This window comes from Pseudomonas sp. UV AK001, assembly GCF_046097675.1.
In the GTDB taxonomy this organism is placed as follows: Bacteria; Pseudomonadota; Gammaproteobacteria; order Pseudomonadales; family Pseudomonadaceae; genus Aquipseudomonas; species Aquipseudomonas kribbensis.
Map to the genome: position 1 here is coordinate 134,135 of NZ_JBJUVZ010000002.1, position 15,627 is coordinate 149,761.

Annotated in this window: 13 protein-coding genes; all 13 read left to right on the forward strand. The window is 56.4% G+C overall.

Annotated features, from left to right (window positions below):
* Positions 1-2 precede the first annotated feature (2 nt).
* The 13 genes from icmH to ACKLNA_RS08655 all read left to right on the forward strand — a co-directional run bounded on the left by icmH (position 3) and on the right by ACKLNA_RS08655 (position 15,139).
* Positions 3-878, forward strand: coding sequence for a type IVB secretion system protein IcmH/DotU (gene icmH, locus ACKLNA_RS08595; protein ID WP_007954389.1), 876 nt, complete (start codon positions 3-5; stop codon positions 876-878).
* Positions 879-891: 13 nt separating this feature from the next.
* Positions 892-4,431, forward strand: a complete 3,540-nt coding sequence (gene tssM, locus ACKLNA_RS08600) for a type VI secretion system membrane subunit TssM (protein ID WP_408985627.1) — start codon at positions 892-894, stop codon at positions 4,429-4,431.
* Positions 4,431-5,159, forward strand: a complete 729-nt coding sequence (locus ACKLNA_RS08605; protein ID WP_039765158.1) for a PP2C family serine/threonine-protein phosphatase — start codon at positions 4,431-4,433, stop codon at positions 5,157-5,159. Before tssM ends, ACKLNA_RS08605 begins: the two co-directional genes overlap by 1 nt.
* Positions 5,156-6,157, forward strand: coding sequence for a serine/threonine-protein kinase (locus ACKLNA_RS08610; RefSeq protein WP_408985628.1), 1,002 nt, complete (start codon positions 5,156-5,158; stop codon positions 6,155-6,157). The genes ACKLNA_RS08605 and ACKLNA_RS08610 overlap by 4 nt, the downstream gene beginning before the upstream one ends.
* Positions 6,158-6,185: 28 nt before the next feature.
* Positions 6,186-8,411: a type VI secretion system tip protein VgrG gene (locus tag ACKLNA_RS08615; protein WP_408985629.1), complete on the forward strand. Its 2,226-nt coding sequence runs from the start codon at positions 6,186-6,188 to the stop codon at positions 8,409-8,411.
* The gene (locus ACKLNA_RS08620) at positions 8,408-9,415 is read left to right on the forward strand and encodes a DUF2515 family protein (RefSeq protein ID WP_011336580.1); all 1,008 of its coding nucleotides are present in this window, start codon (positions 8,408-8,410) and stop codon (positions 9,413-9,415) included. Before ACKLNA_RS08615 ends, ACKLNA_RS08620 begins: the two co-directional genes overlap by 4 nt.
* A gap of 71 nt (positions 9,416-9,486) precedes the next feature.
* The gene (locus ACKLNA_RS08625) at positions 9,487-10,290 is read left to right on the forward strand and encodes a hypothetical protein (protein ID WP_408985630.1); all 804 of its coding nucleotides are present in this window, start codon (positions 9,487-9,489) and stop codon (positions 10,288-10,290) included.
* Between the two features lie 219 nt (positions 10,291-10,509).
* The gene (locus ACKLNA_RS08630) at positions 10,510-11,124 is read left to right on the forward strand and encodes a hypothetical protein (RefSeq protein WP_408985631.1); all 615 of its coding nucleotides are present in this window, start codon (positions 10,510-10,512) and stop codon (positions 11,122-11,124) included.
* Between the two features lie 240 nt (positions 11,125-11,364).
* Positions 11,365-11,871 (forward strand): hypothetical protein, encoded by a 507-nt coding sequence (locus ACKLNA_RS08635; protein ID WP_408985632.1) that lies wholly within the window; start codon positions 11,365-11,367, stop codon positions 11,869-11,871.
* Positions 11,872-12,027: 156 nt separating this feature from the next.
* Complete coding sequence (locus ACKLNA_RS08640; protein ID WP_408985633.1) at positions 12,028-12,453, forward strand: hypothetical protein; 426 nt, start codon at positions 12,028-12,030, stop codon at positions 12,451-12,453.
* Between the two features lie 9 nt (positions 12,454-12,462).
* Positions 12,463-12,924: an XAC2610-related protein gene (locus ACKLNA_RS08645; protein ID WP_408985634.1), complete on the forward strand. Its 462-nt coding sequence runs from the start codon at positions 12,463-12,465 to the stop codon at positions 12,922-12,924.
* A gap of 20 nt (positions 12,925-12,944) precedes the next feature.
* Positions 12,945-14,309: a lysozyme inhibitor LprI family protein gene (locus tag ACKLNA_RS08650; RefSeq protein WP_408985635.1), complete on the forward strand. Its 1,365-nt coding sequence runs from the start codon at positions 12,945-12,947 to the stop codon at positions 14,307-14,309.
* Between the two features lie 59 nt (positions 14,310-14,368).
* Complete coding sequence (locus tag ACKLNA_RS08655; protein WP_408985636.1) at positions 14,369-15,139, forward strand: lysozyme inhibitor LprI family protein; 771 nt, start codon at positions 14,369-14,371, stop codon at positions 15,137-15,139.
* The last annotated feature ends 488 nt before the right edge of the window (positions 15,140-15,627 follow it).

Sequence of the window (15,627 nt, forward strand, 5' to 3'; positions counted from 1 at the left end):
ACATGATCAAGGACATGGAACACAACCAGGACGACAAAACCGTCCTGCTCGACCGTCAGGGCCATGGCCCGGCGGCGAGTCCGCTGACCGACTTCGCTGCGCCGCCGCGCTTCGAACAACTGGAAGAACGGATGATCTACGCCGCGCGCCTGCGCCCGGCGGAAGCCTTCAACATCAGCCTCAATTCGCTGGTGGCGGCGTCGTCCGAACTGCTGTCGGAAGTGGTGCGCCTCAAGCACAGCGAAACCCGCGAAGATCTCTACGCGCTGAACGAGCGCCTGACCGCCGGGCTCAAGCTGTTCGAAGTGCGCGCCCTGCACAACGGCGCCGAAAGCAGCCAGGTGATGGCCGCCCGTTACGTGCTCTGCACCGTGGTCGACGAAGCCGTCGTGACCACGCCGTGGGGCAACGAAAGCGAGTGGTCGCAGATGAGCCTGCTCAGCAGCTTCCACAACGAAACCTTCGGTGGCGAGAAGTTCTTCCAGCTGCTCGATCGGCTGTCGAAAAACCCGGTCAAGCACCTGCCGATGCTGGAGCTTATGTACCTGTGCCTGTCCCTCGGTTTCGAGGGCAAGTACCGCGTGCAGGCCCGCGGCATGCTGGAACTCGAAGGCATCCGCGACGCCCTGTACCGGCAGATCCGTCAGTTGCGTGGCGACGTGCCGCGGGAATTGTCGCCGCAGTGGGAAGGCCTCAACGATCAGCGTCGCAACCTGGTGCGCATCGTGCCGGCGTGGATGGTGGTGCTGTTCACCTTCGTCTGCCTGGTGATGATGTATTCGGGCTTCGCCTGGGTCTTGGGCGAGCAGCGCGACACCGTTCTGCAACCTTATCAGCCGCTTGATCCGGCCGCGGTCCAGCCGCAGTCGCAGCCGTAAACAGGGACGTGTGATGAAAAAGTTTTTCAAGAAAGTCGGCGCCTTCCTGCGCCAGACCTGGGTCTGGACTCTGCTGCTGGTGCTGTTCGTGGCGCTGCTGGTGTGGTTCGTTGGCCCGTTGTTGGCAGTGGACGACTACAAGTTCTGGGAGAGTTCGACCTCGCGCTTGCTGACCATCGCCGTGCTGTTCCTGATCTGGGGCCTGACCATGGTCTTCGTCAGCTGGCGCGCCGGTATCCGCAAGAAAGCCGTCGAAGAAACCGAAGACGGCCAGGACCGTATCCGTCGCGACGACCTGATCGAAGAAGAGCAGAAAGAGTTGAAGGAGCGTTTCAAGGACGCCCTGAAAACCCTCAAGACTTCGAGCCTGTATCGCGGCCGCAGCGAGCGCTGGCGCAGTGACTTGCCGTGGTACTTGCTGATCGGCCCGCAGGCTAGCGGCAAGACCAGCCTGCTGGACTTCTCCGGGCTGGAATTCCCGATCAACAAGATCGACCGCAAGCTGACCCGCGACACCCACGGCACCCGTCATTGCGACTGGTACTTCGCCGACCACGGTGTGCTGATCGACACCGCCGGCCGCTACCTGACCCAGCCGGATTCGGAAGTCGACGGCAGCGCCTGGACCACTCTGCTGGAACTGCTGCGCAAGCGTCGTCGCGGCCGTCCGCTGAACGGCGTGCTGGTGACCATTCCGGTGGAAACCCTGACCGGTGGCAGCGAGCAGGACATCGACACCCTGGCCCGCCAGGTGCGCGCGCGTCTGCAAGACGTCTATCAGAAGCTGCATGTCGATGTGCCGGTGTATCTGGTGCTGAGCAAGGCTGACAAGCTGCTGGGCTTCGACGAGTTCTTCGACCAACTGACCCGCGAAGAAAGCGATCAGGTGCTGGGTACCAGTTTCCGCAAGGATCAGGTCGGCACCGACGTGGCTGTGCTGCGCGGCGAGTTCGAAGAGCTGCTGCGTCGCCTCAACAGCCAGGTGATCATGCGCATGCACTCCGAGCGCGACACCCAGCGCCGTGGCCGCATCCTCGACTTTCCGCACCAGATGGGGCAGATCGGCGAGCGTCTGTGCCTGTTCGTCGACATGGCGTTCACCGGCAACCGCTACCAGCGTGCGACGCAACTGCGTGGTTTCTACCTGACCAGCGCACCGCACCTGACCCAGGAAATGGATTCGACCACCGCCGGCATCGGCGCCAGCCTGGGCATGAGCGCCGGCGTGTTGCCGACACTGCGCAGCGGTCGTTCGCGTTTCATTCACCACTTGCTCAGCCGGGTGATTTTCCCCGAGGCCGATCTGGCCGGTCTGGACAAGCGCGAGCGCAGCCGCATCCATTGGGGCCAGCGTGCGTTGTACGTCGGTGCACTGGGCGCGCTGGTGCTGTTCGGTATGCTCTGGGCCGGTGGTTTCTCGGCCAACTGGGAGCGTCTGGAAAACCTGCGCAACCTGGCGCAGAACTGGACGCAGCAGCGCACGGCACTGTCGCCGCGTGATGACGCCATGGGCACGCTGAAAACCCTCGACACCAGCTACGCCGCGACTCAGGTGTTCCCGAAGAAGGGCGACGCCGCGTACCACGAGCGCGTCGGTCTGTATCAGGGCCAGGACGTCAATCCGGTGGTCAAGGAGGCGTACGAACGCGAGCTTGAAAAGCAACTGCTGCCGCGCGTTGCCACCATGCTCGAAGGCCAGATCCGCGCCAACATGAAGGACCGCGAAAAGCTGATCAACAGCCTGCGCGCGTACCTGATGCTGAACATGAAGGACCGTCGCGACGCAGCATGGCTCAAGGATTGGGTCGCTACCGACTGGTCGCAGCGCTACACCGGCAACACTGCAGTGCAGAACGGTTTGAACGCGCACCTTGAGCGTCTGCTGAAGCTGCCGTTCATCTATCCGCTCAACGAGCAACTGGTGACTCAGGCCCGTCAGGTTCTGCGCAGTGAATCGCTAGCGGCTGTGGTTTACCGCATGCTCCGCGAGCAGGCGCGCAACCTGCCGGACTACCGTTTCAGCCAGCACCTCGGCCCGCAAGGTTCGTTGTTCATCGGCACCGAATACGTGATCCCGGGCTTCTACACCCAGACCGGTTATCAGCAGTATTTCTCGGTACAGGGTTCGGCGCTGGTCACCGACATCCTGCGTGACAACTGGGTACTGGGCGAAGGCGCGGGCATCAGCGACATGGATCTGCGTCGCCTGATGGTCGAGCTGGAACAACTGTACTTCCGCGACTACGCCAACTACTGGAGCGAGGCCGTTGGCCAGGTGGCGCTGCCGCCAATCAGCGACGCCGGTGAAGGCGCCGAGCAACTGGCGGGCCTGACTTCGGCCAACTCGCCGGTGCTGGCGCTGCTGACCGAAGTGCGCGAAAACACCCGCTTCCCGGCGGCTCCTGAGCCGGTGGATGAAGCCGGTGACGCTGCCGATGCACTGGCGGGCCAGAAGGGCAAACTGGGCAAGGTCGGCAAGCTCGCTTCGGCGTTGACGGACAAGGCTGCGGCCATGAACGTGGCGAAGAACCTGCCGGACACCGCCAAGAAGGCCCTGCAACGTCGCTTCGAGCCGCTGCACAAGCTGCTCGACGACAACAACGGCCCGGCCGCTGACCTGACCCCGGCCTTCACCGCACTCAACGACCTGCAACTGCAACTGGCGGGCCTCGCCCGTTCCAGCACGCCGGAGCAGGCCGCGTTCGAACTGGCCAAGACCCGCATGAGCGGCCAGCGTGATGCGCTGACCAACCTGCGCAATGCGTCCGGTCGTCTGCCGCGTCCGCTGAGCGTGTGGTTCAACGTGCTGGCCGAAGACTCGTGGCGCCTGGTGCTCAACGATGCCTACCAATACCTGAACGGCCGTTATCAGAGCGAGCTGTACAGCGTGTATGGCAAGACCATCAACCAGCGTTACCCGTTCAGCGCATCGAGCACCAGCGATGTGGCGATCAGCGACTTCCGCGAGTTCTTCCGGGCTCAAGGCACCATCGACCGCTTCTTCGACAGCTACATGCGTCCATTCGTCAGCGGTGATCCGGGCAACTACCGGATGCGCAGCATCGACGGTCGCAGCCTGCCGGTGTCCAAGGTCTTCCTCGACCAGATGGCGGCTGCACTGAACATTCGCCAGAGCTTCTTCTCGATCAACCCGGCCGAGCCGACCGTGCAGTTCAAACTGGAGCCGTACACCCTCGATCCGGCGGTCAGCCGTTCCGAGTTCAAGTTCGGCGACAAGACCATGGAATACCGCCACGGTCCGATCCTGCCGATGAACTTCAAGTGGCCGACCGATGCTGAAGACGGTCGCACCAGCCTGGTCATGGACAAGATGGCCGGCCGCCCGATCGGCATCGAGAAGAACTCCGGCCCGTGGTCGCTATTCCGTCTGTTCGACCTGATGCAGACCGAGTACCTGACCGGTCGCGACGTGCTGGTGCTGAAAGCCGATGTAGGTGGCCTGCGCGCCAACTACCTGCTGACCAGCCAGCGCACGCCGAACCCGTTCGACATGGGCGTGATGCGCACCTTCCGTATGCCGGTGCAGCTCTGATGCTGGTGGCCAGTCCCTGGCGCAGCGCGGCGCGAACCGACCCGGGCAAGGTGCGGTCGCGCAACGAAGATGCCTTTCTCGACACCCCGCAGCATGGGCTGTGGGTGGTCGCGGACGGTATGGGCGGTCATCAGGGTGGCGACATCGCCAGCCAGTTGATCGTCGCCAGCCTGGCTGAACTGCCGCAGCACGAAGACTTCGACGAACGCCTCAAAGCCATCCGCCAGTGCCTGCACTGGCTGAACCGGCGCCTGGGGCAGGAGTTGACCGTCACCGCCGGGCGTCACGACAGCATCATGGGCAGTACCGTCGTGGCGCTGCTGGTGGAAGGCAATCGCGCGGCCTGCATCTGGGCCGGCGACAGCCGTTGCTACATGTGGCGCGGCCAGCGGTTGTATCAGCTGTCGAAGGATCATTCGCTGCAGCAGCAACTGATCGACGAGCAACAGATGAGCGTCGAACAGGCTGCGGCGCACCCGGCGGCTCAGGCCCTGACCCGGGCGGTGGGCGCGGCGGAACAACTGACTCTGGATGTGCTGGAACTCGAGGTGTATCCGGGCGATGTGTTCCTGCTGTGCAGCGATGGTTTGTATCAAGGCCTGAGCAGCGATGCCCTCGGCAACGCCCTCAGCCTGGCGGCGCCACATGTGGCGCTGGAACGTCTGTTCGACGGCGCCCTGCGTGGCGCCGCCCGGGACAATCTGACTGCCGTGGTGATCCGCCAATGACTGAACTCGAATCCTCAGTCGATGACTTGCTGATGAGCGAAGAGCAGGCCAACAACCTGACCTACTTCGCCTTCGCCAAGGAAAACAAGGCAGAGCCTTTGCTGGCGCCGACCAAGGCCAGCATCGGTGCACTGCCGGACGTACTCGCCGGCCGCTATCACCTCGAGCGTCTGCTCGGGGCCGGCGGCATGGGTGCGGTTTACCGGGCCCGGGATCTGCTGCACGAACAGTTCGGCGATCCCGATCCTTACATTGCGCTGAAAATCCTCAGCGAAGAATTTGCCGAGTCGCCGGACGCCAGTGCCTTGCTCTACAGCGAGTTCGCCCTGACCCGACGCCTGCGCCACGACAACGTGCTGCGACCGCACACGTTCGAAGTGGACACCGATTGCCAGCGGGCCTTCATCACCATGGAACTCATGCGTGGCCTGACCCTGGACAAACTGCTCTGCGAGAGGCCGCTGGGCCTGCCGTGGAAAGAACTGCGCGACATCGCGCTGCCGCTGCTCGACGCGCTGGCCTACGCCCACCGTCGCGGCGTGCTGCACGGTGACATGAAGCCGAGCAACGTCATGCTCAGCGAAGACGGCGTGCGCCTGTTTGACTTCGGTCTGGGGCAAGCCGAGGAGGGCATCCTGCCCGGCCTGCCGCACCTGAGCCGCGAGCGCTTCAACGCCTGGACCCCGGGCTACGCCGCCCCCGAACTGCTTGAGGGCCAACCGCTGTCGGCCAGCGCAGACGTGTACGGCGTGGCCTGCGTGATCTATGAACTGGCGGGCGGCAAACATCCGTTCCGCCGCTTGCCCTCGACCCAGGCCCGTGACGAACACCTGGATCGCGAACTGCAAGCCCCGGCAAATCTGCCAACACACTGCTGGCCCGCGCTGCGCACCGCGCTGGCCTTTGACGCGGCAGAGCGCACTATCTCTGCCGACCAATTGCGTGACGCCTTGGGCGCCACTTCGTCCTGGTTGCAGCGTTTGCGGCTGAGGGCGTAACGGATGACATTCGAACAGGGAGCACTTTATGTTCAACCCAGCTAACGAAACGCACTTCAGCCTGACGGTCGAAGACTACGTAGGCGACCTGCAAGTCCTGTCGTTCACCGGCACCGAAGGCATCAGCCAGCCGTTCCGTTTCGACCTGGAACTGGTCAGCGAAAACCCGGATCTGGACCTGGAAAAGCTCCTGCACAAACAGGCGTTCCTTGCCCTGGATCCACAAGGCTCCGGCATCCACGGCCAGATCTACCGCGTCGCCCAAGGCGATGCCGGCAAGCGCCTGACCCGCTACAAAGTCTCGCTGGTGCCGCAGTTGCAATATCTGCATCACCGCACCAACCAGCGTATCTACCAGCAGATGTCGGCGCCGAAAATCATCGCGCTGATCCTCGACGAGCACGGCATCAAGGGCAACGCCTACAGCTTCCAGCTGAGCCAGCCGTGCCCGGATCGCGACTACTGCGTGCAGTACGACGAAACCGACCTGCATTTCGTCCAGCGCCTGTGCGAAGAGGAAGGCATTCACTACCATTTCCAGCACAGCCAGAAAGGCCATCTGCTGGTGTTCGGCGATGACCAGACCGTGTTCCCGAACCTCGGCCAGCCGACCGCGTATGTGCAGGGCAGCGGCATGGTCGCTGAAGAACCGGTGATCAAAGGCTTCCGGCTGCGTCTGGAAACCCGCACCAGCCGCACCACCCGCCGCGACTACGACTTCGAAAAACCGCGCCTGCAAATGGAAGCCGCCTACAAACCGGACGGCGAGAGCGCTGAGCCGGATCTCGAAGACTACGACTACCCTGGCCGCTTCATCGACCGCGCGCGCGGCAAGTTCCTCAGCCAGCGCGCCCTCGAACGTCACCGCGCCGACTACCGTCAGGCCGAGGGTCGCGGCGACCAGACCAAACTGGTCAGTGGCCACTTCATGGAAATGTCCGACCACCCGCGCAGCGAGTGGAACGACCTGTGGCTGCTCACGGAAATCTTCCACGAAGGTAAACAGCCGCAAGTCCTCGAAGAATCGGTGACCAGCGACACCACCGACAACAAGGACGACTTCCACCAGGGCTACCGCAACACCTTCCTCGCCACCCCGTGGGACGTCTTCTACCGCCCCGCCCTCGAACACCCGAAACCCCGCGTGCTCGGCAGCCAGACCGCCATGGTCACCGGCCCCAAAGGCGAAGAAATCCACTGCGACCAATACGGCCGCATCAAGGTGCAATTCCACTGGGACCGCGAAGGCCTGGCCGACGACAAGACCAGCTGCTGGCTGCGCGTCTCCAGCTCCTGGGCCGGCGACCGCTACGGCGCCATCAGCATCCCGCGCATCGGCATGGAAGTCCTCGTCACCTTCCTCGAAGGCGACCCCGATCAGCCCCTCGTCACCGGCTGCCTGTACCACAAGGAAAACCCGGTGCCGTACGCCCTCCCGGCGAACAAAACCCGCACCGTCTTCAAAACCCTCAGCTCCCCGGGCGGCGGTGGCTACAACGAACTGCGCATCGAAGACAAAAAAGGCGCCGAACAAATCTTCATCCACGCCCAGCGCGACTGGGATGAAAACGTCGAACACGACCAGAAAATCCGCGTCGGCAACGAACGCCACGACACCGTGGTGAAAAATACCTACACCGAGCTGAAGGCCGAAGAACACCGCACCACCATCGCTGATCGCAAGATCGAAGCGAAGGCCGACGATCACCTGACGGTAGGAGAAAGCCAGCACATCAAACTCGGGACTGCCCAACTGACCAGTGTGGGGAAAGAAATCCACCTGAAGTCTGGCGACAAGATGGTGATTGAGGCCGGCACCGAACTGACCATTCTGGGCGGTGGGAGCTTTATCAAGCTCGATGGCGGTGGTGTGACGGTGGTTGGCCCGGTGGTGAAGATCAATGCCGGAGGTTCGGCAGGAAGCGGTACGGGGATTGGCATTCTGGCACCGGTCATTCCGCTGATTGCGGATCAGGCTCGGGCGGGGAACACACTGAAGTCCGGTACTGCCAATAGTCCGAAGTATGACGAACAAATCCGTTTTGTGACCGGGCTCGGTCAACCCATAAAGTCTGTGAAGGCAGCGATTATTGTCCCTTCGTCGGTCGCTCCTAAAATCTCCAAAAGCAACACAGATGGTCTGCATCCGCGTGTGGTGACTGACAGCGAGGAAACCGCTGAGGTCCATCTGATGTGGGACGAACTCATCGTGCCGGAAGGCTCCGACGATTACGAAGCGAGTAGAAATAAATGAGCGCACCCGTTGCTACATTCAAAACCAATAACCAAAGCTGCTCCGTTCAAGACATCACGTTGAAATGCGACAAGCTGTGGACGATGGGGCAGCAAGAGGCTATCAGCCGACTGAGTGTCTCAGAAAAGAGCTGGTTTTCTTCGTCGAGCAAAATGGTATTGGTGGGTGACTTCAGCGCACGAGCCGCGCGCATTGCAGCAGCCTATGCTGAGTTTTACCTAGAGCGTGGTGAGGACGGCAAACCTGACTTGAAGGGACGCTTTTACTGGATGGGATTGGCAGCTTTCGCGAGCAAGCAAGTCATGTGTGGTCTCGATTACATTCCTTCGGAACCGTACCTGACAGGCATAGTGCCGTTGCCATTTCAGATCCCCTACAAAATAGGCAAAAATGGCCTCGGCATGGGCAACTTTTGGCTGTTTCAGGATATTTTTGTCTGGCATTGGTTCTATAAAAAATATCCGGAGCAATTTAATGACTGTGCCCCGAAGCGAAACGCGAAGAGCTGCGATGCGCAAGTTCAGATGAATATCGATGAGTTGCCTTGGGCGGATAAAGCACTACCTGTTCTGAAAAATTTGGGACTGACTCCTGACATCACTGCAGGCTTCAACCTCATAAAAAAATCCGAGACGACATCTGATCCGGTTGCGAAACGAAATATTCAACAGCAATCACTATTGGCAATTGCTGATCATGAACAAAGAAGAATTCTTCAACCGCTTATCTATAACGGCTTTTTGTTTCAGAAAGTTCTGCAGACACAAGCTGCCGCTGAGGGTGCACCGTTTGTACCGTTGCGGGTTGCTTCTTTCAGTTCTGCCTGCGATGTAAATAATAAGGAATTGCGGGTTCAGATGACTAAAGGGGACTTGTTTAACGAGTCTGATCGAATGGAGTTTATTCTGGAAATTGCAAAGCAATACCATAAAATGATGGGGCAAAAGAAAGATTATATGGAGCAGCAAATAGAGACGATTTCTACCTGGAAAAGCCGAAAATGAAATTTTACGGGTTGTTGTTTTTTTTATTGCTCGCTGCATGCGGTGACTCAGACAAAGTAGGGACTGTTTCCATGGCAAACAAAACCCAGTTAATCAGTGTTGAGATTGGTGAGGAGATAAGCAATCTACTTTCTAGTTCTCCTGTGTCTTTTTCAAAAGAGTGCATTCCTGATGTGGATATGTGCTGGTATAAAGTTAAAAAGTCATTCGGTGATGAAGACCTTCCATCAGTCGAGGTGAATAAATCTCTGCGTCTAGACCAGGTTGCGAGTGTCAGTACTGCAGTAGATGGTGAGGTAGGCACTACTGTGGAGAACCTCGACTTATCAGTTCGGAGTCTCCCGGATGGAAGCAAGCATGATGAGTATCGAGCGTTTCTATACGATCTCATAAAAGATATAAAGAAGGCAGGCTGGGTACACTATTACGCACCTTCTGACCCTAGAATTTCAGGTAGTCAAATCGGCAAAATTAATTCAGCTGATGAAGTCATGGGTGATAACGTATTAAGTCACCCGTGGCTGGATCCGAACTATAATCTGGATCATGAGCGATGGTTGAAAGTCGGAAAATTTTACAATTGGCATTTTTATAAGGATGGCAATCACCTTACATTGCAAGCATGGCGGCGAGACTCTGATGATGCGCCTGATGAGCGCGGAACGTATTTGGTAAGTTTGAGCTTCACCACCGAACGTGAATACTGGAGTGCTGCTTTCACCGAGGCTGAAGATAAAAAGCGTTGGAAAGAGCTGCTGCCAGCCAAGATGAAAGAATATGCTGCTATTCGGAAGTCTCGAGAAGACAAGGCGGAAAAGGCGGGTATTGAAATTGACTCAAGCTATCAAGATCCAACCATCAAAGCATTGAAGTAAGTTGGAAGGGGACGGGTTGTATTCTTCCTGTCTCCTTTAAACTCCCCGCCCTCAAGGAACGCGCTCAGGACACGGAATGCCCGGCGCAAAAGGGGACGGATTTATTTGTTGAGGAGCGCTACATCTCGCCAGGCGCAGGCACTTCTTCAAGCACGCCTATTATTTTCTTTCGGATTTAGTATCTTCACCACCGAGCACTTTTCATAAAAGGACATTGTAATGAAAGCTTTTTTGATGCTGTTCAGTGGTTTCTATTTCGTTGCGTTATTTTTACCAATTGCTCAGTCAGCATCTTTGGATAGCTGCGGTGTTTTAATTCCCGAAATTCCTGGTTTCAAGCTGAACGTGAGAGCAGAGGATGGTGTGTGCTATGGCGAACTTGTTTCGAATGTCAATTTAAATCCAGATATTTTAACAGAGGAAAATTTTTTCCTAATTGAGCCTGTTGAATTTGAAAAGAGCTTGGCGGCGTCTGGACGTTTCGATGGAAATGGTAAATATATTTACAACTACGCCGCCGATGATTCGTTTCAACAAGGATTAGAAACGGGAAGGGTAGACCTTGCCCATTCATCAGCGTCGGGCTCCGCCGAGGTCAGAGTATTAATATCTCCCTTTATGCTTTGGAGTTCTGATAATGAAATTGCCGCTGCTGATAGAAAATTTTCCTTGAAGAAAAAGGGCCTGTGGTTCGACTGCTTTTATGGGCTGAAAGGTGTGAGTGGTGCGACGGTCAAGTTTTCTGCATGTGTACCTAGGTCAAATCTAAAAAGTGATCCGAAGCTGGATGATATTAAAGCGTCATTTGAGGCCATGATACCCAGCAAAAGATAGACAAATAAAGTGCAAGTGGAAAGCGCAAAAAAGCGCAAGGGAGCAGATTTATTTGTTGCGCTCGTTTTTAAGAAAATAGATTCGTCCCGATTTTGCTACGTCCCGTTTTTGTCTTAAATAGATTTTCTGAGCGAAAAGATACGTTTATAAGCGTCCAAGCAGTATTGTCGGATTTGTTGTATCAAGGTTCGGAGGGTGGTTTGTTTGTTCCGGTTCCTCAGTTAGTTAAAAGACAAAATAATGATTAAATTAATATTGGTATATTTTATCTCTTCTTTTATTCTTGTGAATGCGAGCGAGAAATTGGTGGTGGAAAATAATGGTTGTGTTTTGGAGGCACCCGGCTTCGCAAGGTTTTCATTTATGAAAGTTGATAGGGGTGCTTCATATGTTAAGTATAAATACAAGGATAGCAGGGTGGAAAGTATTAAAATAAGTTGTAGGGCTGGCTCGCTCTCGGATTCGATATCTAGTGATTTTGTGCAAGAAAAAGATGGACTCAAGCTCGGCATTGGGGCGTCTCCGTTCTCTAAAGCAAATTTGTACTCTGGGAAAAATTTATCTGGTGTAGAAGGTGTGTATTTTTTAGGTGCTGTATGTTTCACTACAACTTTTGAAGCTGGTCGGGATCATGTGTTTTTTATAGATGTGTGCGGTGAGGAAGGGGACATAAAGGAGGTCAGACACAAAGTTTTGTATTTGCTTAAGCAGGCAAAAACTTATTACGCAGATGAAGTGGGTAAGTGATCTGCGCAAACCAAAACGCGAAAGGGTACAGATTGAATTGTTTGGCTCTACGTTATTGATGTTTGACGGGGTCTTAAATAAATCTGTCAACTCTTTTATAGCGGTACTACATTGGTTGTTTGAGGCGTCGTCTGTGGTTAACGAGTTTCGATAAATATGAAAAAGTCATGTGTTGGTTTTTTGGCGTTATTTCCTTTCGCCGCCCACAGCGCAGTCACCAGCGAATCACTCTGCTTCGAACTATCCGAAACGAGTCCGGTGAAGTTCGAATTCCGTACCTTTTACGACGCCTCCAGCAAATGGTCAGGCGGCTTCGTAAAGTACGCCAAGTCCAGCGAGCCAATTTCCATTGTGTTGACGGATACCCACAACGAAATGCTCGGCGCCGATGCCCCTTGGCAGAGCACCAGAAGCTGGTCTGAAGTCATCAGCGGCAAGGTCTCAGGGACCTACGAGCTCGTGACTCAAGGAACGCAGATCGTCTCGATGACGTACACGAAGAAGTCCAACGGCAAGGTTTACTATTTTGGAAATAACACCAGCGTCGATTCCTCTTTGGAGTCCGGATGTGAGTGGGAGTAAGGCGAACACATGAGATCAAAAGTTCTCGCAGTATCACTGCTCGGCCTGCTGTGGACGATGCCGGTGTTAGCCGAAACCACTACGTTCAGCCCAACCCAAGGCGTCGAGGCAACGCTGGTTCTCGAAGGCTCCAAGCTGAGCGTCGCGGCTAAAGGCGGAACGCATAACGAGTCGCGCACAATCGATTTTCAAGCCGAAAACGAACTCCATGTGCAGGTCGATGATTTCAATTTTGACGGTGCCAAAGATTTCGCGGTCCGGCAACTCGATGACGGTATGGGTACTTACGACTACTACCGGGTGTTCATCTACCAAACCAGAACCGGCACCTTCGAAGAATTGCGGCCGGACTGCGGCGATGGCTTCGTTAATTTGCGTGTCGATAAAAAACGTAAAGCGTTGCTCAGCACCTATTGGGAAATGAACATAGTCAAACAATGCGTCACCCGGTTCGCCAAACGCAAAGCCTAAATGACTCAAGGAAGAACTTAGTGAAACGTTTTGTTTTTACCCTGCTGGCCGTGCTGCTGCCTGTTTCATCGGTGTACGCGCAGGATGACTGCAGCCATGTCACCTCAAGCCTGGAAATGGTGCCCTGCTCTGAGGCGGCGAAGAAGGCTGCCGATACGCAGTTGAACGTCAGCTATAAGCAATTGATGGCGCGGCTTGAGTCTGACTATCGAGCAGATCCTGCATTGGGCGCGGAGTACGCGGCGAAGGTCAAAGAGTCGCAACGTGCGTGGCTGAAATTGCGCGATGCGAATTGTCCGTTGGAGGCATTCGAGATCGAGACGGGGATGCCGGCGCATGTGTTTGCGGTCAACTCGTGCATCGCCAGAATGAGTCGCGAGCGCTCGGCGTACCTGGACAAGATCGTCCCTGCTCTTGCGTCCGACAAGAGCACTTCGACGGCGCCGGCCAACGGCGCTTGTCCTTCGGAGGAATTCCCTGCGTTCCTGACAGCGTTTTCCGCCAGCAGTGAATCACAGCGTCGTCTCACTGCGATGACGGTCAAGTCGCTTGTGTTGAAGCCGGTTGCAGGCAAGGACCGTAGTACCTTTGAGCCTTCGACCTCGGGCGTCAGCGGAGCTTCCTTCACCTACCCGCTGATGGCCGCCATCACACCCGGCAAGACACCTGGAGTCGAGATTGAAGAGGTCGATGACAGTCACATCAACGTGGTCGATAAGCGGGCGGGCAACAGCAATGTAAAAATCTTCAATTTCTCTCGCCAGGCGTGCTGGGTGCTGGAGGGGATTGAGGATTGGTCGGTGAGTGAGAAGGATCTTGTCGCAACTCGTAACCCCGGAATGAGCCGCGCTGAGAATTTCTGCGAACAGCGTGCTGAAGCTTTAGGAGGGTTAGGTTTTCTTGAGCAATACCCTCTGACTGTGGAATTGATTGAAGCGTCCCTGGAAAATTATGTCTGCGCAGCAGAGTCGGGGGATCCAGAGGCAAGCGAGTCAGCGGCAAGACTGAGCCTTTCGCAGATGGCGTCCCAGCTGGAAACCAGCAAGGTTGAGGCATTGTTCAAAGCCGCTTCAAAGACGCCGAGTGGTGCGTTGGGTTATGCCTCGTTTTTTTGTATGGGGAACTCCACCGATTACGATGGTCCTTGCCTCCACCCCAAGCAGGCAGAAGAGCAGGTCATTCGTGCGATTTCCATGGGTTCAGTTGATGGGATGAATTACCTGGCCAGCTCGTTCGAAGCTGGCGACTTAGGAACGAAGGATATGTCTAGGGCGTTGGCCTGTTACCAAATGGCGGCCGACAAAGGTGATCAGGCGGGAGCCCGTAACGTGCAGCGGTTGACATCGCAAGGTGCTGACACGATCAAGGCAAGTCACTGCATTTAGGGGGACAGAGTCAGAGCAACACGTGTAATTGGGTGATCATCAAATCAGGGACTGAACCATTGAACTGGCTTAACCGTTTTCTAGCACTCTCCTTCGGACTGTTGTGCACATCAATCGCGCTGGCCGATGGCGACTGCACATTGGTATCCAGCAGTGCGCAGGTTGATCAATGCGCCGAAGTGGCGAAAACCAACGCTGACACCCAGTTGAACGCCCGTTACCACGAACTGATGGAGCGGCTTGAAGCCCACTACCAGCGTGATACTGCAATGGGCGCTGCGCATGTGGCGAAGGTCAAGGAGGCGCAGCGGGCGTGGGTCAAGTTGCGGGATGCGAATTGCGTGGTGGAGGCGTTCGAGATCGATGCGGATACGCCTGCTCACAGAACCGTCGTCAACAAGTGCATTGAGCGGATGAGTTTGGAGCGTGCCGTTGAGCTGGACAGGATTGCGCCGTTTTCTGCCGCTGACAGGGCTGTCGACGCTGTTTGTCCGGCCAATGAGTTTCCGGTGTTCCTCACGGCGTTTTCCGAGCGCCTGGAGGTGCAGAGGGCCTATGTGAAACAACCTCTGCAACTGGTCACCACCGTACCGGGCGATCCCGAGCCGGGATTGGAAAAGCGCAGTGTGAGCGATGATCAGATCAAATTTCCGCTCATCCCCGGTCGCGAAAAGCGCGACGCCGAGGGCCTGACGTTGACCGTCAAGGAAGTGCAGGGCAACAGTGCCACGGCGATTCTGCAGAAGCCGGATACGGACTATGTGTTCGAATACCGGTTTGTTCGAGGGGCATGCTGGGTGCTTGAAGAGGTTTTGGACTTTTCGCTCTAGCGCTTCGTAATCATCTGAACGGTTGCCATGCAGTTTTGTGGTTATCACCTACCGCTTAAGGAACGACCAGTTTGAAGTATTTGTCTGTGCTGCCTTTGGTTGCGCTATCGCTCTGTCCTTTAGCTGCCTATGGGGAACTCACAACCGAGGTTCGCTGTTTTCGTTCGTCGGAAGGTAAGAACATCAATTTTGAGTTCAGGACGTATCACGACTCCGTATCCACATGGGGCGGGGTGGGTGTCCGGTATAGGCAGTCCAAGCGATTTATTACGCTTGTGCATCGGAACACCGAGCAAGAAATCCTAGCAGAGGATCGACCGTATGAATTCACGACGACTTGGGTGGAGGTTTCCGAAGGTGCTCTGACAGGTGAATATGAGATGGTCAGTCAGGGTGCCCGTGTCTACAGCATGGTCTACACGAACTACAAGTCTGGGAAGAAGTACTCATTCGAGGAAGATTTCGGGATAGATTTTTCACCTGAGACG

What these genes read in the sequence shown, in the direction of transcription:
- icmH (WP_007954389.1), top strand. Translation starts at nt 3, where the DNA reads ATGATCAAGGACATGGAACACAACCAGGACGACAAAACCGTCCTGCTC.
- tssM (WP_408985627.1), top strand. Translation starts at nt 892, where the DNA reads ATGAAAAAGTTTTTCAAGAAAGTCGGCGCCTTCCTGCGCCAGACCTGG.
- ACKLNA_RS08605 (WP_039765158.1), top strand. Translation starts at nt 4,431, where the DNA reads ATGCTGGTGGCCAGTCCCTGGCGCAGCGCGGCGCGAACCGACCCGGGC.
- ACKLNA_RS08610 (WP_408985628.1), top strand. Translation starts at nt 5,156, where the DNA reads ATGACTGAACTCGAATCCTCAGTCGATGACTTGCTGATGAGCGAAGAG.
- ACKLNA_RS08615 (WP_408985629.1), top strand. Translation starts at nt 6,186, where the DNA reads ATGTTCAACCCAGCTAACGAAACGCACTTCAGCCTGACGGTCGAAGAC.
- ACKLNA_RS08620 (WP_011336580.1), top strand. Translation starts at nt 8,408, where the DNA reads ATGAGCGCACCCGTTGCTACATTCAAAACCAATAACCAAAGCTGCTCC.
- ACKLNA_RS08625 (WP_408985630.1), top strand. Translation starts at nt 9,487, where the DNA reads ATGGCAAACAAAACCCAGTTAATCAGTGTTGAGATTGGTGAGGAGATA.
- ACKLNA_RS08630 (WP_408985631.1), top strand. Translation starts at nt 10,510, where the DNA reads ATGAAAGCTTTTTTGATGCTGTTCAGTGGTTTCTATTTCGTTGCGTTA.
- ACKLNA_RS08635 (WP_408985632.1), top strand. Translation starts at nt 11,365, where the DNA reads ATGATTAAATTAATATTGGTATATTTTATCTCTTCTTTTATTCTTGTG.
- ACKLNA_RS08640 (WP_408985633.1), top strand. Translation starts at nt 12,028, where the DNA reads ATGAAAAAGTCATGTGTTGGTTTTTTGGCGTTATTTCCTTTCGCCGCC.
- ACKLNA_RS08645 (WP_408985634.1), top strand. Translation starts at nt 12,463, where the DNA reads ATGAGATCAAAAGTTCTCGCAGTATCACTGCTCGGCCTGCTGTGGACG.